This is a genomic window from Phytobacter sp. RSE-02, from assembly GCF_040578655.1.
GTDB classification, from domain to species: Bacteria; Pseudomonadota; Gammaproteobacteria; order Enterobacterales; family Enterobacteriaceae; genus Phytobacter; species Phytobacter diazotrophicus.
The window spans coordinates 12,735-33,107 of sequence record NZ_JBEULY010000020.1 but is presented as its reverse complement, the minus strand read 5'-3'; the positions used below and the strand labels follow the sequence as shown (position 1 = coordinate 33,107).

Here is a 20,373-nt window from a genome sequence, read left to right as displayed (position 1 = left end):
CAGAAAACATAAAAACGCTAAAAATCCCACCGCTTTTTCATCTTTGTTTGGCTCCATTTTCATAGCCAAATAATCTGGCTTATGCCTTAAGCGCATAAATAAAGACGAATTTAAACTTTAAGAAAAATCGGAAGCAGCCTACTTTAGCGATACAAAATAATGACACTAAATTAACTTTACAGGGATCTCATATGACCAAAAAACTGCTGCCTCTCGTCATCATGACGCTGCTCTCTGCCACCAGCTATGCGGCAACGCCGCCAGATACCCTGGTTGTTGCACAAGGTCTGGACGATATTGTCAGCCTGGATCCGGCAGAGGCCAATGAGCTTTCCAGTATCCAGACCGTTCCAAGCCTGTACGAGCGCCTGGTCCAGCCGGATCGTGAGAACCCTGAAAAGATTAACCCGGTGTTGGCAGAAAGCTGGCAGCCCGATGCGGCCGCCAAAACCCTGACCATCAAACTGAAAAGTGACGCGAAGTTTGCTTCCGGTAACCCGCTGCGCCCTGAGGATGTGATTTTCTCCTATACCCGCGCGGTCACCATGAACAAATCCCCGGCCTTTATTCTTAACGTCCTGGGCTGGGAACCGGACAATATCGCCAGCCAGTTAAAGAAAATCGACGATCATACGATCCAGTTGCACTGGACGGCGGATGTCAGCCCGGCAGTGGCACTGAATATTCTCTCCACGCCTATCGCCTCAATCGTAGATGAGAAGCTGGTCAGCGCGAACGTCAAAGACAATGATTTTGGTAACGCCTGGCTAAAACTGCACTCTGCGGGCAGCGGCGCGTACAAAATGCGCGTTTATCAACCGCATCAGGCTATCGTACTGGACGCCAACCCCACTTCGCCTGGCGGCGCGCCCAAACTGAAAAATATCATTATTAAAAACGTGCCGGACCCGGCTTCCCGCCGTCTGTTAATTCAACAGGGCGATGCCGATGTGGCGCGCGATCTCGGTGCAGATCAGATTAGCGCGCTGACAGATAAGAAAGGCATTAAGGTGCTGAGTATTCCGTCTGCTGAGCAGAACTATTTGGTCTTTAACGCCGGTAACAGCGCGAACCCGTTGCTGAACAATCCCGCATTCTGGGAGGCGGCACGCTGGCTGGTCGATTACGAGGGCATCACCAAAGATCTGCTGAAAGGGCAATATTTTGTCCACCAGAGTTTCCTGCCAGTCGGCCTGCCAGGCGCGCTGGAAGATAACCCGTTTAAATTCGACCCGGCGAAAGCAAAAGAGATCCTCGCCAAAGCGGGCATTAAAGATGCGCACTTCACCCTGGACGTCGAAAACAAACCACCGTTCATTACCATCGCCCAGTCTATGCAAGCCAGTTTTGCTCAGGGCGGCGTGAAGGTAGATCTGTTACCCGCTGCGGGTAGCCAGGTCTATGCCCGCGTGCGTGCCAAACAGCATCAGGCGGCGATTCGTCTGTGGATCCCCGATTATTTTGACGCCCACTCCAACGCCAGCGCCTTCGCCTATAATGACGGGAAATCCAGTACGGTTGCCGGATTGAATGGCTGGCAGATCCCTGAATTAAGCAAAGCCACGCTCGCGGCCGTTGCCGAACCGGATGCCGCCAAACGTCTGGAGCTCTACAAAAAAATGCAGCAAGAGTTGCAGCATAAATCCCCTTATATCTTTGTTGATCAAGGGAAAACGCAAATCGTGGTACGTGATAATGTGAAAGGCTACCAGCAAGGTTTAAATGCCGATATGGTGTGGTATGACCGCGTAACCAAGTAAGTTAGCGATTGCGCCGTTGCCCCTCTCTCACTGCGAGAGAGGGGCATCATTAAAGAACGATGCCATTAAGAGTTAGTCATGTCCCACATCTCACCCAGGCTGTTACGGGTTATCCAGACCCTGATAACCCTCGCCCTGACGTTATTTGGTCTGTTACTGGTTACCTTTTCACTCTCGGCACTCTCTCCCGTTGACCGTGTGCTGCAAATCGTCGGTGACCATGCCAGCCAGTCGACCTACGAACAGGTCCGCCACCAACTCGGGCTGGATCAACCGCTGCCCGTGCAGTTCTGGCACTATTTACTCAACCTGTCTCACGGTGATTTAGGCACCGCCAGCGCCACCGGACAGCCCGTCTTGCAGGATCTGCTCTCCGCCTTTCCTGCCACGCTGGAGCTGGCTACCCTGGCATTGGTTATCGGTACCGCGTTGGGTATTCTCGCGGGCGTATTATGTGCCCGTTTTGCCGGTTCCCCGCTGGATCTGGCCGTGCGCACTTTTACCCTGCTTGGTAACTCTGTCCCTATCTTCTGGCTCGGTCTGTTAATGCTGGCGCTGTTCTACGCGAACCTGCAATGGAGCGCTGGCCCCGGCAGGCTGGATGATATTTATCAGTACACTGTCACCCCGCAGACCGGCTTTGTGCTTATCGATACCTGGCTTTCCGGTGACAGTCAGGCATTCAGAAATGCCCTTAGCCATATGGTACTTCCGGTCACCCTGCTTGCTTACTATTCTCTGGCCAGCATTACGCGACTAACCCGCTCGGCCTGCCTTGGCGAAATGAATAAAGAGTATATCTTGCTGGCACGCGCAAAGGGGGCTGGCGAGATGACAATCATGCTGCGCCATGTCCTGCCAAATATTCGCGGCACGCTCCTGACCGTGGTCGCGCTGTCCTATACCAGCATGCTGGAAGGCGCGGTGCTGACAGAGACCGTCTTTTCCTGGCCGGGTATTGGCCGCTATCTCACGACCGCGCTGTTTGCCGGTGACACCACGGCGATTATGGGCGGCACACTGGTTATCGGTGTGTGCTTTGTCCTGATAAATAACCTCGCCGATATGCTGGTACGGCTCACTGACCCGAGGATTCGCTAATGCTGACGACTCTCTTTTTACGCCGTCTGCGCCATTCGCCTGCGGGTTTTAGCGGATTGATTATTGTGGTGTTACTCCTGCTGGTTGCCATTCTGGCACCGTGGCTGGCACCGCAAGACCCCAACTGGCAGGATGCCGCATCGCGCTTACAGGCGCCCTCGGCTGCACACTGGCTGGGAACCGACAGCTATGGCCGTGATTTGCTGTCACGACTCATTTATGGCACGCGTCCGGCGCTGGGGCTGGTGGCCCTGGTCACCCTCATTACGCTGCCTGCCGGTCTGCTGGTCGGTATTTTGTCTGGCTATTACGGTGGCTGGCTGGAACGCGTTCTGATGCGTTTTACCGATGTGGTCATGTCCATGCCGCGTCTCATCCTCGCGTTCGCGTTTGTCGCCATGCTTGGCCCGGGCCTCGTTAATGGCGCACTCGCCCTCGCGCTGACCACCTGGCCTGCCTATGCGCGTCAGGCACGTAGCGAGATCCAGCGACTTCGTCACAGCGATTACCTGGCAGCGGCTGAGATGATGGGAATTCGCGGCTGGCGGCTGTTACTGGGGCATATTCTGCCACTCTGCCTGCCATCCGCGATTGTGCGTCTGGCTCTGGACCTGGCGGGCATTATCCTTGCCGCCGCCGGGCTGGGTTTTCTGGGGCTCGGGGCTCGTCCACCGATGGCGGAATGGGGCGCCATGATCGCCGATGGTATGCAAGTTATCTTCGATCAATGGTGGATTGCCGCAGCCCCTGGCGCGGTCATTTTACTGGCGAGTCTTGCGTTTAACCTGCTGGGCGATGGCCTGCGCGATGTACTGGAGCCACAACATGACTGAAAAACGCATTATCGTATCGGGTCTTAATGTTGATTATCCCGGCGCCCGCGTGGTCAATAACCTGAGTTTCACGTTGGGCAATGAACGCCTCGCGCTGGTGGGCGAATCTGGCTCCGGTAAATCAATGACCGCCCGTGCCCTGATGGGGCTGGTACGTAAACCCGGCAAGGTTAGCGCCAGTGAGCTGAGCGTATCCGGGCATGATTTACTGACCATGGAGAATAAAGCGTGGCGCGCCCTGCGTGGCAATGGCATTGCGATGGTACTACAAGACCCGCGCTATGCGCTTAATCCAGTCCAAACTGTGCAGGCACAACTGGACGAAGCCCTGACGCTTCATCAGCGCCTGAACCGCAAACAGCGGCTGGAAAAAATAAACGAGGCATTGCGCGCCGTGGAGCTGGAACCTGCGGTGTTGCAACGCTACCCTGGAGAGCTTTCCGGTGGTATGGGCCAGCGTGTGATGATCGCCATCGCGCTGGTTAACGACCCACAGGTGCTGATAGCGGATGAACCGACCTCAGCGCTCGACGCGCGCCTGCGCAATCAAATCCTTGAACTGCTGGTGGCGCAGTGTGAGCAGCGGCAAATGGCCATGCTGCTTATCAGTCACGATTTACCGCTGGTCGCGCAGCACTGTCATCGCGTGCTGGTGATGTACCAGGGGCAAAAGGTGGATGAAATGACCGCCAGCGAACTTCCCAATGCCACGCATCCTTACACGCGCACGCTGTGGACCTGTCGACCACAGGCGCAGACCTATGGACAAATGCTCCCGACACTTGATCGCAGCCAAATCTTTACGGAGTCAGACCATGGTCATCGCTGAAATTCGCCATCTGGAAGTAAGCTTCGGGGAAAAAACCGTCGTCCGTGATGCCAGTTTTAGCCTCGAAGAGGGCGAGACATTTAGCCTGATTGGCGCATCAGGCTGCGGTAAATCCACCCTGATGCGCGTACTGGCAGGGCTGCAGCGTGACTGGCGTGGTGAAATGTCACTCTTCGGCTCAGAGATAAAAGCGGGCACGCGTTATCAAGGGGCATTGCGACGCAACGTACAAATGGTTTTTCAGGATCCGTACGCTTCACTGCATCCCAACCATACGCTGTATCGTACTCTCGCAGAACCGCTACAGATTCACCGTGAGAAAGCGGTAGACCAGCGCGTCAGCACGGCACTGGAAGAGGTGGGGCTGCCTGCGGATGCTGCCAGACGCTACCCACATCAACTCTCAGGTGGTCAGCGTCAGCGTGTGGCGATCGCCCGGGCATTGCTGTTGCGACCACAGATTCTTCTGCTTGATGAGCCAACCTCAGCGCTGGATATGTCGATCCAGGCAGAAATACTCAACTTACTGAACCGTCTGAAAGACCAGCACAATATGAGTTATCTGTTGGTTAGCCACGATGCCGATGTCATCGCGCATATGTCAGACCGGGCTGCTTTTATGGCGAACGGCAAAGTCGAGCGCTTTTTTGACCGGGATGCGCTGGTTCGTGGCGAACACCGCATGAGCTAAGTGAAAAGGGTTTGGGTGCGTGAGGATCCCACCTGACAAGATGATTTGCGGGGATTGCTCCCCGCAATTCAGGTTAGCTACTTCTTCGATTGTTCGCGAGACTCGCCTTAAATCAAAACATCAGGCTATCTTCTTTGCCAGTTTTGACCAGGGCAGTGCTCACAATCCTCACGTACTTCGTGTACGCTCCGGTTGTTGCGCGCTGTCCGTGTCAAAACTGGCTGCAGCGAAAACGCCTGATGTTCCGATTTCGAACTTTCAAAAAATGGTCAGAGTCCCTCTACAAGAGGCACCGCACCACGATCGCCACCAGGGCGTACTTCGTTAGCATGTCGTTGCCTCCGTGCAAAAAAGAGACTAACATCCAACTTGTTGAGGGTTGGGATGTAAGCCTCAGGTTGATAACACTATCTCCTGGGGCTTTCACCTTTCTGAACCCTGCAAATGCCTGGCTCAGAAAGCCTCAGGCACCCGCGAGCATCCTAACCTCTTCATTCCCTTCGCACGAAAGAAAAACTGTATTTATATCCAGTTAAATTCACTTTTCAGAATATGTTCAGGCGTGACGCTATCACTTCGCCAGGCTGCCAAACTGCCCAAGCACGGCATCAAAAATCGCTAACCCTTTTTGCACTTCGGCGGCACTCATAGTGCAAGGCGGCACCACGTGAATACGGTTTTCAGCGACAAAAGGCAAAATCCCGGCGTTGAGCAACGCGCCTTTGATCGCCGCCATATCGGCTGCGGCTACTGGCGTTTTCGCTACGCGGTCGGTGACCAGCTCCAGCGCCTGGAACATACCACGACCACGCACATCACCGATCAACGCATGTTTTTGCGCCAGCGACGTCAGGCCAGCGCGCAACACGCCGTCCCCCACCGTTGCCGCGTTTTCTACCACTTTTTCATCTTTCATCGCATCGAGCGTGGCGACAATGGCCGACATCGCCAGCGGATGGCCGGAATAGGTCAGGCCGCCTGCAAAGAAGTGGTCGTCAAAGTAATGTGAGATTTTTTCGGAAATAATGACGCCGCCCGCCGGTACGTAACCCGCATTAACACCTTTTGCGAAGGTGATGAGATCGGGAACAATGCCATCCTGCTCGAACGCAAACCAGCTACCTGTGCGACCGAAACCGGCCATCACTTCATCGACAATCAGCACAATGCCGAACTCATCTGCCAGTGCGCGCACGCCCTGCATATAGCCTTTTGGCGGCACCAGAATCCCGGCTGTACCCGGTACGGACTCCAGCAGAATAGCGGCAACAGAATTCGGCCCTTCACACTCAATCATCCGGCGCAGATGCGCCAGCGCGCGCTGACACTCTTCTTCTTCGGTCGTGGCGTTAAACTCACTGCGATACAGGTACGGGTTAAAGAAGTGAACGTGTCCACGGGCATATTCATTCGGAATGCGGCGGGGATCGCCCGTGGCCACTATGGCGCTACCGGTATTCCCGTGGTAAGAACGGTAGGCAGAAAAAATCTTGTCACGCCCGGTATACATACGCGCCATACGCATGGCGTTTTCGTTGGCGTCGGCCCCGGCGTTCGTAAAGAACACTTTGCTAAAGCCTTCGGGTGCCAGATCAACAATCCGTTTTGCCGCTTCGCCGCGTGCGAGGTTTGCCGTCGCCGGCGCGATAGTGGCCAATGATTCCAGTTGTGCCTTCATCGCCGCCAGAACACGCGGATGCTGATAACCGATATTGACGTTTACCAGTTGGCTACTGAAATCCAGATACGTATTGCCATCGTAATCCCACAATTCGCACCCTTGTGCACCGGCGATCACCAGCGGATTGAGGTTGCCTTGCATCGACCATGAATGGAACACATACGAACGGTCTAGCTGACGTACATCATCGTTGGTTATCGCCATCTCGCTCTGAAGTGCCAGTTTCATACCCTGCTCCTTTCATACCGTTGTTGTTGATTCCATCATGCGGCGCACCTGGCGCAGTCAGGTAGAGCCAGTCTTGTTAGCGGCATGTGACACACGTGTCACATATTTACTCACCAACTGGCTCTGTCTCTCCTGCGCGCGCGTTTTTTATAGTGGCGGAAGAAACCAGCACAGGAGAGAGAGATGACAACAGCAAAGAAAGTGGTCTTTATTACCGGCGCGACATCCGGGTTCGGCGAAGCCGCCGCGCGGGTCTTTGCCAAAGCAGGTTGGTCGCTGGTACTGAGTGGACGCCGTCTGGCACGCCTTGAGGCGTTGCAGGATTCGCTGGCGGCAGAAGTACCCGTTCACATTATTGAGCTGGATGTACGCGATAAAGATGCCGTGAAGCAGGCCGTTGCCGCGCTCCCACCCGCGTTCGCCGATATCACCACGCTTATCAATAACGCCGGGCTGGCGCTTTCACCGCAACCCGCACAAAACGTTGAGCTGGAAGACTGGCAGACCATGATTGATACCAACGTCACCGGGCTGGTCAATGTGACTCACGCGCTGCTGCCCACGTTGATTCAGCATGGCGCAGGGGCGAGTATCATCAATATTGGTTCGATTGCCGGACAATGGCCCTATCCGGGTAGCCACGTTTATGGCGCAACCAAAGCGTTTGTGAAACAGTTTAGCTATAACCTGCGCTGCGATTTGCTGGGTACAGGTGTGCGGGTGACCGATCTGGCGCCGGGTATTGCGGAAACCGAATTCACGCTGGTTCGCACCAAAGGCGATCAGGCGGCATCCGATAACTTATACCGTGGCACCACGCCGCTTAGCGCACAGGATATCGCCGAACAGATGTTCTACATCGCCACACTACCAGACCATATGAATATTAACCGGGTGGAAGTCATGCCGGTGCGTCAGGCCTGGCAGCCGTTTGCCATTGACCGGGATTAAGATGTCTGTGGTAGCCTGGATAAGGCGCTTGCGCCGCATCCAGGCTATTCCCCGGTAACGCGATGATTACCGGGTCTATCCTTGAGAAGGGACATTAGCGGCTGGACTGCAAAAACTTACGTACCCGGTCCGAATCCGGATTGGTAAAGAACTTCTCTGGCGATGCCTTCTCGATCAGCAACCCTTTTTCCAAAAATACCACCTCATCCGACACCTGGCGGGCAAAATCCATCTCGTGCGTCACCACCACCATCGTGTATCCTTCGGCGGCGAGGTTTTTCATCACCCCCAACACTTCATTGACCAGTTCAGGATCCAGCGCCGATGTCGGTTCATCGAACAAGATCACCTCTGGCGACATCGCCAACGAACGGGCAATCGCCACACGCTGTTTCTGTCCGCCGGAAAGGGTAATCGGATACACATCCGTTTTATGGCTCATCCCGACCTTATCTAACTGACGACGACCAATCTCGTCAGCCGCGTCCCGCTTCATGCCCTTCACGTGGATCAGCGCTTCGGTGACGTTTTGTAACACCGTCAGATGCGGCCACAAATTAAAGCTCTGGAATACCATTCCCACGCGTTCGCGGATTTTGGACAACTCTTTATGTGACATGGCCTTGCCTGAGGCGTCATCAATACCCAGCCGCTGACCGCTAATGCGCACTTCGCCGCGATCCGGCTGCTCCAGCCAGTTCATACAGCGCAACAAGGTCGATTTCCCGGAACCGGAAGAACCGAGGATACTCACCACCGTGCCCTTCTCCACCGTCAGGTTGATATCACGCAATACTTCAACGTTATCAAACTGCTTGGACAGATTCTTAACGCTAACCGCACTTTGTTCAGGCATGGGTCATTCCTCGCTTGTTTCCATATTGGCTTAGTCGTTTAATCAGCAATTCAAGTAAAATGCTGATGCCCCAGTACAGCGCAATGGCGACGATAAAGGCGTTAAACGGAATAAAATACGTCGACTGCACGCTATTCGCGGCAGCGGTGATCTCCTGTACGGTAATAATGCACAGGAAGGCCGTGTCTTTCAGACAGATAATTAATTGGTTACCCATCAGCGGCAGTGCAGAAGAGAAAATGTTAGGCAGGACGATACGCTGAAAGATTTTATAGCGAGAAAACCCCTGCGACACAGCGGCTTCAATATAACCCGCGGAAAATATACGACGCTGGCTGCGTAATATCTCGAAGAAATAGGCACCATGATAAATCACCAGCGCTAACAGACCGGCAGTCCAGGCTTCCATACTAATACCCAACTGCGGCAGACCGTAATAAAGTAAATAGGCCAGAATCAAAAAGGGAACAGCACGCATCAGGCTGACGAAAGCAATAATGACTCTGTCAATAACGCGATTTTGATATTCCATAATGTAGCACAGCAAAATCCCGATAAATAAACCGACAATGGCTGCAATAATAAACAGCTCAAGCGTTGAAAGCAGGCCATTAAAAAAACTCTCGCGTGCTGACCAGACAATACTCCACTGACTCATATATCCTCCTGCTTTTATCGCGCCAGGCGCTTCGCTTTACGTTCCGCCATGCCCTGCAATTTCAGCAACAAGCCGATAATGATGACGTAGAGCAATCCCGCCGCCAGAATGGGCGACAGAGGTTCATAGGTCACCGAAGAGATGCGATTGGTGACGCGGGTCAGGTCTACCACGCCGATTATCGCTATCGCCGGGCTGCCTTTAATCAGGAAAGACATCTCATTGACCAGCGCAGGCAGGCTTTCAATCCACATCTGCGGCAGCATGATGTAACGGAAATAGGTCCAGCGCCGCATACCGACAGATTCGGCAGCTTCCCGCTGTTCTCGAGGGAAGTTACGAAATGCGTTACGCCAGATTTCGGCATTAAAGGCGGAGGTATTCAACGTCAGCGCCACAATCGCCGCCGCCGTTTTATCCAGGTTTATTCCAAGCGTCGGCAGCGATAAGAACAGGAACAGAACCAGCGTCACCAGCGGTGTGGCGCGCGCCAGACTGATATAGACCACCAGCACCTGGTCGACGACCGGGATTTTCATCATTCGAATAAAGGCGATCACCAGACCGATGACCACCCCGAACGCGATAGCCACGCCCGAAATCCAGAGGGTCGTCCATGCGCCTTCAATTAATAACTGCCATGCCATTGAATCCATGGTGCCCCCTTTTCTAACTGGCGGCGGTTACCCGCCGCATTGAACTTATAAACCCGCTAACTTATGGAACTGATCGGCGCTGGTGATCGGCTCTTTCGGCAGATCGTAGGTTTCGCCAAACCATTTTTTCTGCAACTCAGCCAGCTTGCCGGTTTCGGTCATGTGATTCATAAATTTGGTCATGAACGCCAGTAATTCCGGGGAGCTTTTGGAGATTGGCCATGCCATGTAGCCTGGGCCAGAGACCGGCAGCCCTTTGGCAAACACTTTCGGCTTCGCTTTCACCAGGTCGTTGACGGAGATAACCACGTTAATCACGTAATCGACGCGTTTGTTGGCAAGATCGGCATAGGCTTCCGGGTAAGATTGATATTCCACAACCGGGCCCAGTTTACCGCCCACTTTCTCCAGCATCGCTTTCAGTTCCGGCAGACGCGCTAATAATGCGCTACCCGCCTGGACGCCCACTTTTTTACCGCTCAAATCGGCGATGGTATTTAATGTTTTATCATCTGCGCGTTTCACAAAATAATGCTGGGCAGATGCCCATGGCGGGGTGAAATTAAATACATTGAGACGTTCATCGGTAATCACCGCACCGGTTAACGCCATATCGTATTGTCCGGTAGAGACGGCGGCGAGCAGCCCCGTCCAGGGTAAAATACTTTGGTTGATATTGAATTTTGCGTATTTACGCAACTCGTCGAGCATATCCTTGTTAAACCCTTCCGATTTACCATCCTTCATAAAGTTAAAGGGCGCATAGTCATCTTCGGTCGCCACTTTCAACGTGCCAGATTTTTCGATTTCGGGTAAATCTGCTGCGACTGCGTGTAAAGAAAAAGCCAAAGTGAACATGGCTGCAAGACAATATTTGCCGAATACTTTTTTCATTTCTCTACCCTTAATTAAATATGCCAGAAAGGTTCATCCCAGACATGCTGGAACTATTGCAATAAATATGCCGACTGCGTTTCTTGACCGCGCTTTTGTGACTGCGTTTTTACAATAGGGAGCCTTTTTGCTTTCTGAATAGAGCCAGTTTCGGCAAATGAATGTGTCAGATAACGGGAAGCTGGTATGGAATTTGCTCAAATATATCCATGTCTTTTCCAGCGGAGTGCGTCATGATTCGTCACCTTTTGCATGTCAATTTTGATGGTCAGCGTGGGTTACAGGAACAGGTGCGTGAATCACTGATAAACGCCATCCTGAGCGGCATTTTTCCGGCCGATACGCCCCTTCCCTCATGTCGCCAACTGGCTGGTCAGCTTAATGTTTCTCGCAATACCACGGCGCTGGTGTTTGAAAGCCTGGTCAACGAAGGGTATCTGGTCAGCCGCCCACGCAGCGGGTATTACCTGCACCCGGATTACTACCACGCCGGCCAAAACGTGTCGCAAACTGCACCTGAATGCGAAAGCGCTGCACCACGATGGGGCAACCGCCTGCAAATCACGCCCAGCCAGCAGGAATCTATCCTTAAACCGGCTGGCTGGATGCACTATCGCTACCCGTTTATTTACGGCCAGCCGGACACACAACAGTTCCCCCTCGCCTTCTGGCGCGCCGCGGCAAACTGGCTGCACGGCGGCGTGCGAGACCCTTCCTGGGTTATCGACCATATCGATCAGGATGTGCCCATGCTGGTTGAGCAGATCCGCACCCGGGTGCTGCCAAAGCGCGGTATCGTGGCCGCTCCGGACGAAATCCTCATCACGCTGGGGTCACAGAACGCCCTCTATTTGTTGACCCGCCTGTTGATGTCCCGGCAGACGCGTGTGGCGGTCGAAAATCCGGGATTTCGTGAAGCGATCAACACCTTTCTGCTTAACGATACCCATATCGTTCCGCATCCGGTTGATGAAGAAGGCATTGTGCTGGGCGAAACGCCCTGTGATTACTACTACGTGACGCCGGGCCATCAGGTGCCGACGGGCGTCACCATGAGTAAAGCGCGCCGGGTCCAGTTGCTCGAATACGCTACCCGGCATGACGCGGTGATCATTGAAGATGACTACGACTCGGAAAGTAACTTTACGCAAAATCCGTTACCGGCGCTGAAAGCCAGTGACCGCAGCGGCCGCGTTATCTATGTCAGCAGTCTGTCAAAAGCCCTTTCGCCAGGTCTGCGACTCGGTTTTATGGTGGCTGCCCCGGAAATCATCGACGAAGCCCGTGCGTTGCGCCGCCTGGTTTATCGCCATCCACCAACCAACATTCAGTATCAGATGGCCCATTTTCTGGCTCAGGGCCATTACGAGACGCACCTGCGCCGCTACCACGAAGACTCCGCGCGCCGTTGGGATACCTTACATAACGCGCTGCAAACTTTTTTGCCCGAATGCAAAACCTTCGGTGGCAGCGAACATGCCAACGCCTTCTGGCTGAGTACACCAAAGCATATCAGTACCCAACAACTCACCTGGCGCGCAGCCCATGCAGGGGTATTAATTGAACCGGGGGCGAGGCATTTTCTTGACGACGCCCCCCCGGATAACTATTTCCGAATGGGGTTTCACGCCATCAATCCGGATGCCATCGTGCCTGGCGTGGAAGTGCTGCGTGGACAACTGGAGCAAATCGGATAGTTCGCATAAAGGCGGGTTTAGAGGGCATGCCTATACTTAATCCCAACCTCACAAGGAAAGGATAAGAAAATATGCCTCTACCCGACTTTCACGTTTCCACTCCTTTTACCCTGGGCATTGAACTTGAGTTGCAGGTCGTTAACCCACCGGGATACGACCTTAGTCAGGACTCCTCGCGGCTGATCGATGCGGTAAAAGCACAGGTCAAAGCCGGTGAGGTCAAGCACGACATCACGGAAAGTATGTTGGAAATTGCGACAGGGGTCTGTCGCGACATCAATCAGGCGGCACATCAGTTTTCTGCTATGCAGCAGATTATTTTGCAGGCGGCAAACGAGCATCACGTACAGATTTGCGGCGGCGGCACGCACCCGTTTCAAAAATGGCAGCGTCAGGAGATCAGCAACGATGAACGCTATCACCGGACGCTGGAAATGTTTGGCTACCTGATGCAGCAGGCGACCGTTTTCGGCCAACATGTGCATGTGGGTTGTCCGAGTGGCGATGACGCCATTTATCTTCTTCATGGCTTATCGCGCTTTGTGCCGCATTTTATCGCGCTTGGCGCCGCTTCCCCATACGTGCAGCGTACCGATACCCGTTTCGCCTCATCGCGTCTGAATATTTTTTCCTCTTTTCCGGATAATGGCCCCATGCCCTGGGTCAGTAACTGGCAAGAGTTTGAAGGGCTATTTCGTCGCCTGAGCTACACCAGCATGATTGAAAGCATTAAAGATTTGCACTGGGATATTCGCCCGAGCCCCCATTTTGGCACCGTCGAAGTGCGGGTAATGGATACGCCATTGACCCTGGCGCATGCCATTAATGTCACTGGATTTATTCAGGCTATCGCCCACTGGCTGCTTGCAGAGCGCCCGTTCAAACATCAGGAGCGCGATTACCTGCTCTACAAATTCAACCGTTTTCAGGCCTGCCGTTTTGGTCTGGAGGGGATCATTACCGATGTCCACACCGGCGAGCAGCGTAAAATAGCCGACGATATCGAACGAATGCTGGAAAAAGTTGCGCCATGGGCAGATAAACTCAACGCAGGCAGCGCTATCTCCGAGCTGATGAATTTCGTCAAACGAGGGAAGAGCGAATCGCAAATGATGCGCGATTTTGTCGCCGACGGCGGCTCGCTGATCGGCCTGGTGCAAAAACACACCGAGATTTGGGCAGCGGGCTAGAACGGTGCAGGGAGATTGCACCCTTACGCACTTTCCCGGACAATGTCGTTTTTAACAAGCGATTAACTGTCATGAAGCACCCACTGGAAACATTAACCACCGCGGCAGGTATTCTGCTGATGGCTTTCATCTCGGTATTGCTGCTACCCGCCCCTTCTCTGGGGCTGGTACTGGCGCAAAAACTGCTGGATACCTTCCATTTTCAGGACCTGAATCAGCTCTATACCGTGTTGTTTTGCCTGTGGTTTCTACTACTGGGTGCGATCGAGTTCTACGTGGTGCGCTTTATCTGGCGCCGCTGGTTTTCGCTGGCTTAAGGGGTCGTAGCCCGAGTCAGACGCTTGCGCCGCCATCCGGGATGTTTTTCCCCTTGCCACAAAGAGAGAAGCAGCACACCGGGCGGTGTCATCCAGGCCAAAAAAAAACCCGGTTGACCTTAGGCCACCGGGCTTATGCGTCAATGCGCGCGCGGATGATTCTCTTTGCGCCAGGCGCCCGGCGGCTGATTGAACGTGCGGGTAAAGATCCGCGTAAAGGTCTGCTGCGAATCAAAGCCATATTTCAGGCAAATATCGTAGACCTTATCATTGGTATTGAGTAAATCCCGCGCCGCCAGTGACAGTTTGCGTTCGCGAATGTAGCGCCCCAAACTCTCACCTTTGTAATGCAAAAACAGCCGTTGCAGATGCCACTTTGAATATCCGGCGTGGCGCGCAATATCATCAATACGCAATGGTTGGTGTAAATTGTCGTCGATCCACTCGACGATAGTGTCGATAACCTGAGCGGAAATAGTCATACAGCGCTCCCCCTCTCTGCTCTTCGAAATAAACCGTTATTCCCACCAGGCGCGGAATTGCTGGGCGTTGTCCGCCGCATGCACCGCTTCGCCGAGGGTGGGCGTTAACAATCGATACCCTTTGCCGAGGCTTGCCGCCGCCAGACGTTTATAAGGATCGTCCCAGGTATGTTTTGCCAGCACGAATCGTCCGGCGTGGCCCGGCAGTACCGCCCGCGCATTTAACTCCTCCGCTGCTTGCGCCGTTTCCTCCGGCATCATGTGGATGTACTTCCAGTCCTGGTCGTACTGACCGTTTTCAAGAATCGCCAGATCCACCGAACCAAACTGTTCGCCGATGGCTTTAAAGTGCGGCCCGTAACCGGTATCGCCGCTGTAATAGAGCTTGCGATCCGGGGTGACGAACATAAAGCTCGCCCACAACGTCTGATTACGTTTCAGACCGCGCCCTGAAAAGTGCCGTGCAGGCAGCACATGCACCTCCAGATCATTGCTAAACGTGATTTTTTGTTGCCAGTCCGCTTCCTGGATGATGTCCGGATTCATGCCCCAGTAACGCAGGTGCGATCCCACACCCAGCGGGACTATCACCCGTTTGATTTTTGGCATCAGCGCCCTGATAGTGGCGTAATCCAGGTGGTCGTAATGGTCATGGGATATGATCAGCAGGTCGATCTCCGGCATGGCCTCCGCCGTCCACGGATAGTCACCGTCGAAGGCTTTATTCAGAAACGAGAACGGCGCGGCGTAATTGCTCAGCACCGGATCGATAAGAATGCGTTTCCCGGCCAGTTGCAGATACCAGGATGAATGGCCCAGCCATACGACCGTATCCTGCTCCAGCGGCAGGCTTGCCAGATCGGTCTTCACCATCGGCAATGGCCGCTGCGGGCGCGCATTTTCCTGACGGGTGGTTAAAAACTCCCACATTGCCGCCACCATGCTTTTTTGCCCTGTGTAGCTGGGCGTAGACAACTGGTTATGAAATTCACCGTCCCGGTAGTGCGGGGACTGCTCTACTCTGATCAGTTGCTCACCCTGCGGGCGCTGACCAAATCCGGCGTTCAAAACAAAAGGCAAACTGGCGGCAGATACAACGAGCATAATAAGAACCACGCTAAGTAAGAGACGATGCATACCCTGATCCGAGAAAATGTCCCTTCCGTTGGCACATTGAAATAGACTGGACTTGATTATGAGTGAGTAAGCACTCATTATAGAAATGAATAGAAAGTCGTCAAGATGATTTTCAATCTTTGATGTTCAGCGTTGCAGCGTCACAGTGGGCATGGTTCAATCGTGGTTTTTCAAAATGTATGAGGAAAAGTGTAGTGGCTCGTCCGAAGAGTGAAGATAAGAAATTAGCATTACTGGATGCGGCGGCTGTCGCTATCGCGCAAACCGGTATTGCCGCCTCGACCGCGGTGATTGCCCGTAACGCGGGCGTGGCTGAAGGCACCCTGTTTCGTTATTTTGCCACCAAAGACGATCTGCTCAATGCGCTTTACCTGCATTTAAAATCTGACCTTTGCCAGACCATGATCGACAGCCTCGACAGGTCGCACAGCAATTCCAAAATACATACCCAATCCATCTGGAACAGCTATATCGACTGGGGCATCCGTCACCCGTCGGCACATAACGCGATTCGCCAGATTTCGGTGAGCGAAAAAATCACCCCGGAAACGCGCCAGCAGGTTATCGATATGTTCCCTGAGCTACATGAAATCTGCCACCGCTCGGTGAGGCCTGAATTTCTTTCCGAAGCGCTCTCACCCTTTGGCGACGCCATTTTTCTGACGCTGGCAGAAACCACGATGGATTTCGCCAATCGCGACCCGCAAAAAGCAAAAGAGACCAAACGGCTGGGCTTTGAAGCCATGTGGCGCGCGCTCACCGTGGATAACTGCGATGGACAGTAAAACCCTGCAAGAGACCGCACGTCACATTGCGCTGGAACTACCGTTCACTGAACCGTGCTGGCCGTTTGGCCCGGAACACGACATTTTCAAAGTCGGCGGTAAGATTTTCATGATGATCACCACCGCTCATGGTCGGCCTATGGTGACCATGAAATCAGATCCGCAAAAATCCCTGCTCAATCAACAGATTTATCGCAGCATTGAGCCGGGATATCACATGAATAAAAAGCACTGGATCTCCATCTTTGCTGGCGAGGATATCACCGACGCTCTGCTTGTCGATCTGATCAACGACTCGCGGGATCTGGTGGTCGACACGCTGGCGAAAAAAGCTCAGCAACGTCTGCGTCCGCGCTGACTGTTCGGAAAAACGAAAACGCGTTACCGTAGCGTTTTGTTTTCCGACAGGAGCACGCGCAGTGGAACTTGAGATTTACCAGGTTGATGCTTTCAGCACACGCCCTTTTTCCGGCAATCCGGCGGGCGTGTGTATCACGCCCCAGGCGCTTGAAACCGCCACCATGCAGCAGATCGCCGCAGAGATGGCCGTCTCTGAGACCGCGTTTCTGGCACGCGATGATTACCGCTTGCGCTGGTTTACTCCTCAGGCTGAGGTCGATTTATGCGGTCACGGCACGCTCGCCACGGCCCATATTTTGCGCCAGACCGGGCAGCTTGCTGTTGGAGAAAGCGTTGTCTTCACCACCCTTTCCGGCCCGCTTAAAGCCACCGCCCGCCCTGACACTATCGAACTGGATTTCCCGCTCTTAGTACCAGATATGCATTATGCGCCGGATAACGCTTTACTGGACGCCCTGGGTCTCAACGCCAGTGACGTCTCTGCCAGTGGGACATTTGGCCCGAAAGCGATGATTGTGGTGGAAGACGCGCAGGTCATTGAGCAGCTCAAACCCAACTTCCAGGCGCTTGGCGCACTGCCCGGACGCGGCGTGGCCATTACGGCACCCGGTAATGGCAAATACGATTTTATCTCTCGCTACTTCGCGCCGTGGGTGGGGGTAAATGAAGATCCGGTGACCGGTTCCGCGCACTGCGCGCTGGCGGCCTACTGGGGTTCGCGTCTGGATAAGCGCACCCTCAGTGCCTGGCAGGCCTCACCGCGCGGCGGCGAATTGCAGATTGCGCTCACCGCAGAAGGCCGGGTAGCGCTGGCTGGCCAGTCGCATACGGTCCTGGCCGGAAAACTCTATCTTTGAGAAGCGGCTAAGCGTGCTCTGCCAGCCAAGCCAGCGCCTGCTCGCCCCGCTCATCTATCGGTAAATAGACCAGCAGCCGCGAGCCGTTACGCGGCGCTGAAAACCAGTACATTTGCTGCAAAGAAAATTCGCCTAATTCAGGGTGGGTAAAGGTTTTCAGTTGATTTTCAACGCCTCGCACGTCGTAGCGCTTATGCCACAGCGAGGCAAACTCTTCCGATACTGCGCAAAAGCGCGCCAGCTTCGCTTCCCACTGCGGGTCGCCCCGATGTTCCGCCATCGCCGCCCGGAAATAAGCAACAAAAGTCGGTAGCACACTCTCCTTACGCCCGATACGGCTACGCCAGGTCGGGTTGGTCAGATAGAGATAAATACAATTGCGCTCATCTTCCGGTATTTGGTGAAAATCAACACCCATCATCCGCGAAAAAGCGTCATTCCACGCCACAATATCAAAATTGGACTTTTGGATGCTGGCCGGTTGGGGTAACAGGCTATCAAGCATTTTACGCGTCCCGATGCTGATGCCTTCACACTGCGGCACCACAGGCGTTTCCGCAGGCGTCAGCCCCGCCAGCAAAAACAGGTGGCGGGTTTCAGTTGCCGAACACTCCAGCGCATTGGCGATTGCCTGCATCACGCTGGCTGACGGGTTCACATCCCTGCCCTGCTCAAGCCAGGTATACCAGGTCACGCCAACGTCTGCGAGCAAGGCCACCTCTTCGCGCCTTAAGCCTGGCGTACGACGCCGCCCACTGCGCGGCAGGCCGAGACGCTGCGGGTCAAGGCTTTCCCGGCGGGAGCGTAAAAATGCGCCGAGCTGTTTGCGGTTCTCATCCTGGACGCTCAACAGAGGGGATCGTTCCGACATCAGGCTCATAAAACCTCCAGCATGGTATTGCCAGTACCAGTATAAGCAAGAACTGGTACCCGTTTTTCGTATCAGCGATGCTACGTCTATCCGATGAATGACGCAATGGAGTTACCATGAATACGTCTGCTGTTTCACCCGGTCGTGCGGGCTTGTTATTACTGTTGACCGGACAAATGCTGCCGCTGATCGATACCTCGATCACCAACGTCGCCCTTGATTCCATTACGCTGTCGCTGCACACCAATACCACGCAACTCTCTCTGATTGTTGCGCTGTACGGCGTCGCGTTTGCCGTCTGTCTGGCGATGGGGAGTAAACTGGGTGATAACTTTGGTCGCCGCAAAATGTTCTTATGGGGCGTGGCGCTGTTCGGAATCGCCTCGCTGCTGTGCGGTATCGCCAACTCCATCACCGCCCTGCTCGCGGCGCGCACCCTGCAAGGGATGAGCGCCGCGCTGATCATGCCGCAAATTCTCGCAACGCTGCACGTGACCCTCAAAGGTACGGCCCATGCCCGCGCTATCAGCCTGTATGGGGGGATTGGCGGCGTGGCGTTTATCATCGGGCAGATGGGTGGCGGCTGGCTGGTGTCGGCAGATATCGCCGGGCTCGGCTGGCGAAACGCCTTTTTTATTAACGTGCCGATAAGCCTGTTGGTGCTGGCATTGAGCCATCGCTATATCCCGGAAACCCGCAATGAAACCCCAACGCGCATTGACTGGCAGGGCACCTTCGCGCTGGCGCTGATCTTATGCTGCCTGCTCTTCCCGCTCTCCCTCAGCCCGGATTTAGGCTGGCCATGGCAAAGCCAGGCGGCATTACTGGCGATAATTCCGCTAACACTGTGGATGCGTGCCGGCGCGCTGCGTCAGGAACAGCACGGGCTGCATCCGCTGATGCCGCCACGCTTACTCAAATTGCCCAGCATCCGTTTCGGCCTGTTAATTGCGTTGCTGTTTTTCAGCGCCTGGTCCGGCTTTATGTTCTGTATGGCGCTGACATTACAGGCAGGCGTAGGCATGGCGCCGTGGCAATCCGGTAACAGTTTTGTTGTGCTTGGGGTGACCTATTTCGCCTCGGCATGGTATGCGCCGAAACTGATTGCCCGCCACAACGTACGTACCATTCTGCTGAGTGGCATTGCGATTCAAGTAAGCGGCCTGCTGGCGCTGTTCGCCACGCTCTGGTTGACCCATGGGCGCCTCAACGCCCTAAACCTTGCGCCTTCTACCGCGCTGATTGGCTACGGCCAGGCGCTGATCGTGAACAGTTTTTACCGTATCGGGATGCGTGACATTGCCACTCAGGACGCAGGGTCGGGCAGCGCCATTCTCAGTACGCTGCAACAGGCCACGCTGGGCCTGGGCCCGGCAGTACTCGGCGGGTTGTTTTTGCATCTGCTCAATCTCACCCAGGGCAACTACAACGAAGCGCTGGGCGGATTTTTAGTAGCAGAGATCGTGATGATGCTGATGCTTGCCGTCGCCGCGATTGGCGCGCGCCAGCAGCTCGCCCCCCGCTGCCCGGCAAACTGAG

Annotated in this window: 21 protein-coding genes; 13 read left to right on the top strand and 8 right to left on the bottom strand. The window is 54.4% G+C overall.

Annotated elements, in window-relative coordinates; all coding sequences use genetic code 11:
* Window positions 1-191: 191 nt before the first annotated feature.
* The 5 genes from ABU190_RS24735 to ABU190_RS24715 all read left to right on the top strand — a co-directional run bounded on the left by ABU190_RS24735 (window position 192) and on the right by ABU190_RS24715 (window position 5,214).
* Window positions 192-1,760, top strand: coding sequence for an ABC transporter substrate-binding protein (locus tag ABU190_RS24735; RefSeq protein ID WP_354692631.1), 1,569 nt, complete (start codon window positions 192-194; stop codon window positions 1,758-1,760).
* A 78-nt stretch (window positions 1,761-1,838) separates the two neighbouring features.
* On the top strand, window positions 1,839-2,861 hold the full coding sequence (locus ABU190_RS24730) for an ABC transporter permease (protein WP_354692630.1): 1,023 nt from the start codon (window positions 1,839-1,841) through the stop codon (window positions 2,859-2,861).
* Entirely contained in the window at window positions 2,861-3,694 is an 834-nt protein-coding gene (locus tag ABU190_RS24725; protein WP_354692629.1) for an ABC transporter permease, read from the top strand. Before ABU190_RS24730 ends, ABU190_RS24725 begins: the two co-directional genes overlap by 1 nt.
* Window positions 3,687-4,523: an ABC transporter ATP-binding protein gene (locus ABU190_RS24720; protein WP_079497970.1), complete on the top strand. Its 837-nt coding sequence runs from the start codon at window positions 3,687-3,689 to the stop codon at window positions 4,521-4,523. Before ABU190_RS24725 ends, ABU190_RS24720 begins: the two co-directional genes overlap by 8 nt.
* A complete protein-coding gene (locus ABU190_RS24715; protein ID WP_354692628.1) occupies window positions 4,510-5,214 on the top strand; it encodes an ABC transporter ATP-binding protein in 705 nt (234 codons plus the stop codon). Before ABU190_RS24720 ends, ABU190_RS24715 begins: the two co-directional genes overlap by 14 nt.
* Window positions 5,215-5,785: 571 nt before the next feature.
* Here ABU190_RS24715 and ABU190_RS24710 read toward each other — a convergent pair.
* Entirely contained in the window at window positions 5,786-7,123 is a 1,338-nt protein-coding gene (locus ABU190_RS24710) for an aspartate aminotransferase family protein (protein ID WP_354692627.1), read from the bottom strand.
* A gap of 183 nt (window positions 7,124-7,306) precedes the next feature.
* On the opposite strand from ABU190_RS24710, the gene ABU190_RS24705 reads away from it, so the two are divergent.
* Window positions 7,307-8,074: an SDR family NAD(P)-dependent oxidoreductase gene (locus tag ABU190_RS24705; protein WP_041852213.1), complete on the top strand. Its 768-nt coding sequence runs from the start codon at window positions 7,307-7,309 to the stop codon at window positions 8,072-8,074.
* Window positions 8,075-8,168: 94 nt separating this feature from the next.
* Here ABU190_RS24705 and ABU190_RS24700 read toward each other — a convergent pair whose 3' ends face one another.
* Genes ABU190_RS24700 through ABU190_RS24685 form a run of 4 tightly spaced genes read right to left on the bottom strand, consistent with a single transcriptional unit; the run spans window position 8,169 to window position 11,138 of the window.
* Window positions 8,169-8,930, bottom strand: coding sequence for an amino acid ABC transporter ATP-binding protein (locus ABU190_RS24700; RefSeq protein WP_071193918.1), 762 nt, complete (start codon window positions 8,928-8,930; stop codon window positions 8,169-8,171).
* Window positions 8,923-9,588, bottom strand: coding sequence for an ABC transporter permease subunit (locus tag ABU190_RS24695; RefSeq protein ID WP_354692626.1), 666 nt, complete (start codon window positions 9,586-9,588; stop codon window positions 8,923-8,925). Before ABU190_RS24695 ends, ABU190_RS24700 begins: the two co-directional genes overlap by 8 nt.
* 14 nt (window positions 9,589-9,602) lie before the next feature.
* Window positions 9,603-10,244 carry an amino acid ABC transporter permease gene (locus ABU190_RS24690; protein ID WP_041852216.1) on the bottom strand — a complete coding sequence of 214 codons (642 nt, stop codon included), beginning with the start codon at window positions 10,242-10,244 and terminating at the stop codon, window positions 9,603-9,605.
* A 45-nt stretch (window positions 10,245-10,289) separates the two neighbouring features.
* Window positions 10,290-11,138: a transporter substrate-binding domain-containing protein gene (locus ABU190_RS24685; RefSeq protein WP_041852217.1), complete on the bottom strand. Its 849-nt coding sequence runs from the start codon at window positions 11,136-11,138 to the stop codon at window positions 10,290-10,292.
* 233 nt (window positions 11,139-11,371) lie between these two features.
* On the opposite strand from ABU190_RS24685, the gene ABU190_RS24680 reads away from it, so the two are divergent.
* The 3 genes from ABU190_RS24680 (at window position 11,372) to ABU190_RS24670 (ending at window position 14,342) form a co-directional block, all read left to right on the top strand.
* Entirely contained in the window at window positions 11,372-12,835 is a 1,464-nt protein-coding gene (locus ABU190_RS24680; protein ID WP_125125137.1) for a PLP-dependent aminotransferase family protein, read from the top strand.
* Window positions 12,836-12,906: 71 nt separating this feature from the next.
* Window positions 12,907-14,025 (top strand): YbdK family carboxylate-amine ligase, encoded by a 1,119-nt coding sequence (locus tag ABU190_RS24675; RefSeq protein ID WP_132439448.1) that lies wholly within the window; start codon window positions 12,907-12,909, stop codon window positions 14,023-14,025.
* A gap of 71 nt (window positions 14,026-14,096) precedes the next feature.
* A complete protein-coding gene (locus ABU190_RS24670) occupies window positions 14,097-14,342 on the top strand; it encodes a DUF1158 domain-containing protein (RefSeq protein WP_041852220.1) in 246 nt (81 codons plus the stop codon).
* A gap of 140 nt (window positions 14,343-14,482) precedes the next feature.
* On the opposite strand, the gene ABU190_RS24665 is transcribed toward ABU190_RS24670, so the two are convergent.
* Together ABU190_RS24665 and ABU190_RS24660 are read right to left on the bottom strand one after the other, a co-directional pair.
* Window positions 14,483-14,824, bottom strand: a complete 342-nt coding sequence (locus ABU190_RS24665) for a RamA family antibiotic efflux transcriptional regulator (RefSeq protein ID WP_041852221.1) — start codon at window positions 14,822-14,824, stop codon at window positions 14,483-14,485.
* 36 nt (window positions 14,825-14,860) lie between these two features.
* Entirely contained in the window at window positions 14,861-15,961 is a 1,101-nt protein-coding gene (locus ABU190_RS24660; protein WP_354692625.1) for an MBL fold metallo-hydrolase, read from the bottom strand.
* 194 nt (window positions 15,962-16,155) lie between these two features.
* Between ABU190_RS24660 and ABU190_RS24655 the strand changes: the two genes are divergently transcribed.
* From ABU190_RS24655 to ABU190_RS24645, 3 genes are all read left to right on the top strand, one after another.
* The gene (locus tag ABU190_RS24655) at window positions 16,156-16,746 is read left to right on the top strand and encodes a TetR/AcrR family transcriptional regulator (protein ID WP_041852223.1); all 591 of its coding nucleotides are present in this window, start codon (window positions 16,156-16,158) and stop codon (window positions 16,744-16,746) included.
* On the top strand, window positions 16,736-17,104 hold the full coding sequence (locus tag ABU190_RS24650) for an MmcQ/YjbR family DNA-binding protein (RefSeq protein ID WP_354692624.1): 369 nt from the start codon (window positions 16,736-16,738) through the stop codon (window positions 17,102-17,104). Before ABU190_RS24655 ends, ABU190_RS24650 begins: the two co-directional genes overlap by 11 nt.
* A gap of 61 nt (window positions 17,105-17,165) precedes the next feature.
* Window positions 17,166-17,963 carry a PhzF family phenazine biosynthesis protein gene (locus tag ABU190_RS24645; protein ID WP_071193924.1) on the top strand — a complete coding sequence of 266 codons (798 nt, stop codon included), beginning with the start codon at window positions 17,166-17,168 and terminating at the stop codon, window positions 17,961-17,963.
* Window positions 17,964-17,970: 7 nt separating this feature from the next.
* Here ABU190_RS24645 and ABU190_RS24640 read toward each other — a convergent pair whose 3' ends face one another.
* On the bottom strand, window positions 17,971-18,843 hold the full coding sequence (locus tag ABU190_RS24640) for a helix-turn-helix transcriptional regulator (protein ID WP_041852226.1): 873 nt from the start codon (window positions 18,841-18,843) through the stop codon (window positions 17,971-17,973).
* Window positions 18,844-18,950: 107 nt separating this feature from the next.
* Here ABU190_RS24640 and ABU190_RS24635 point away from each other — a divergent pair, with 107 nt between their 5' ends.
* Entirely contained in the window at window positions 18,951-20,372 is a 1,422-nt protein-coding gene (locus tag ABU190_RS24635) for an MFS transporter (protein ID WP_354692623.1), read from the top strand.
* The last annotated feature ends 1 nt before the right edge of the window (window position 20,373 follow it).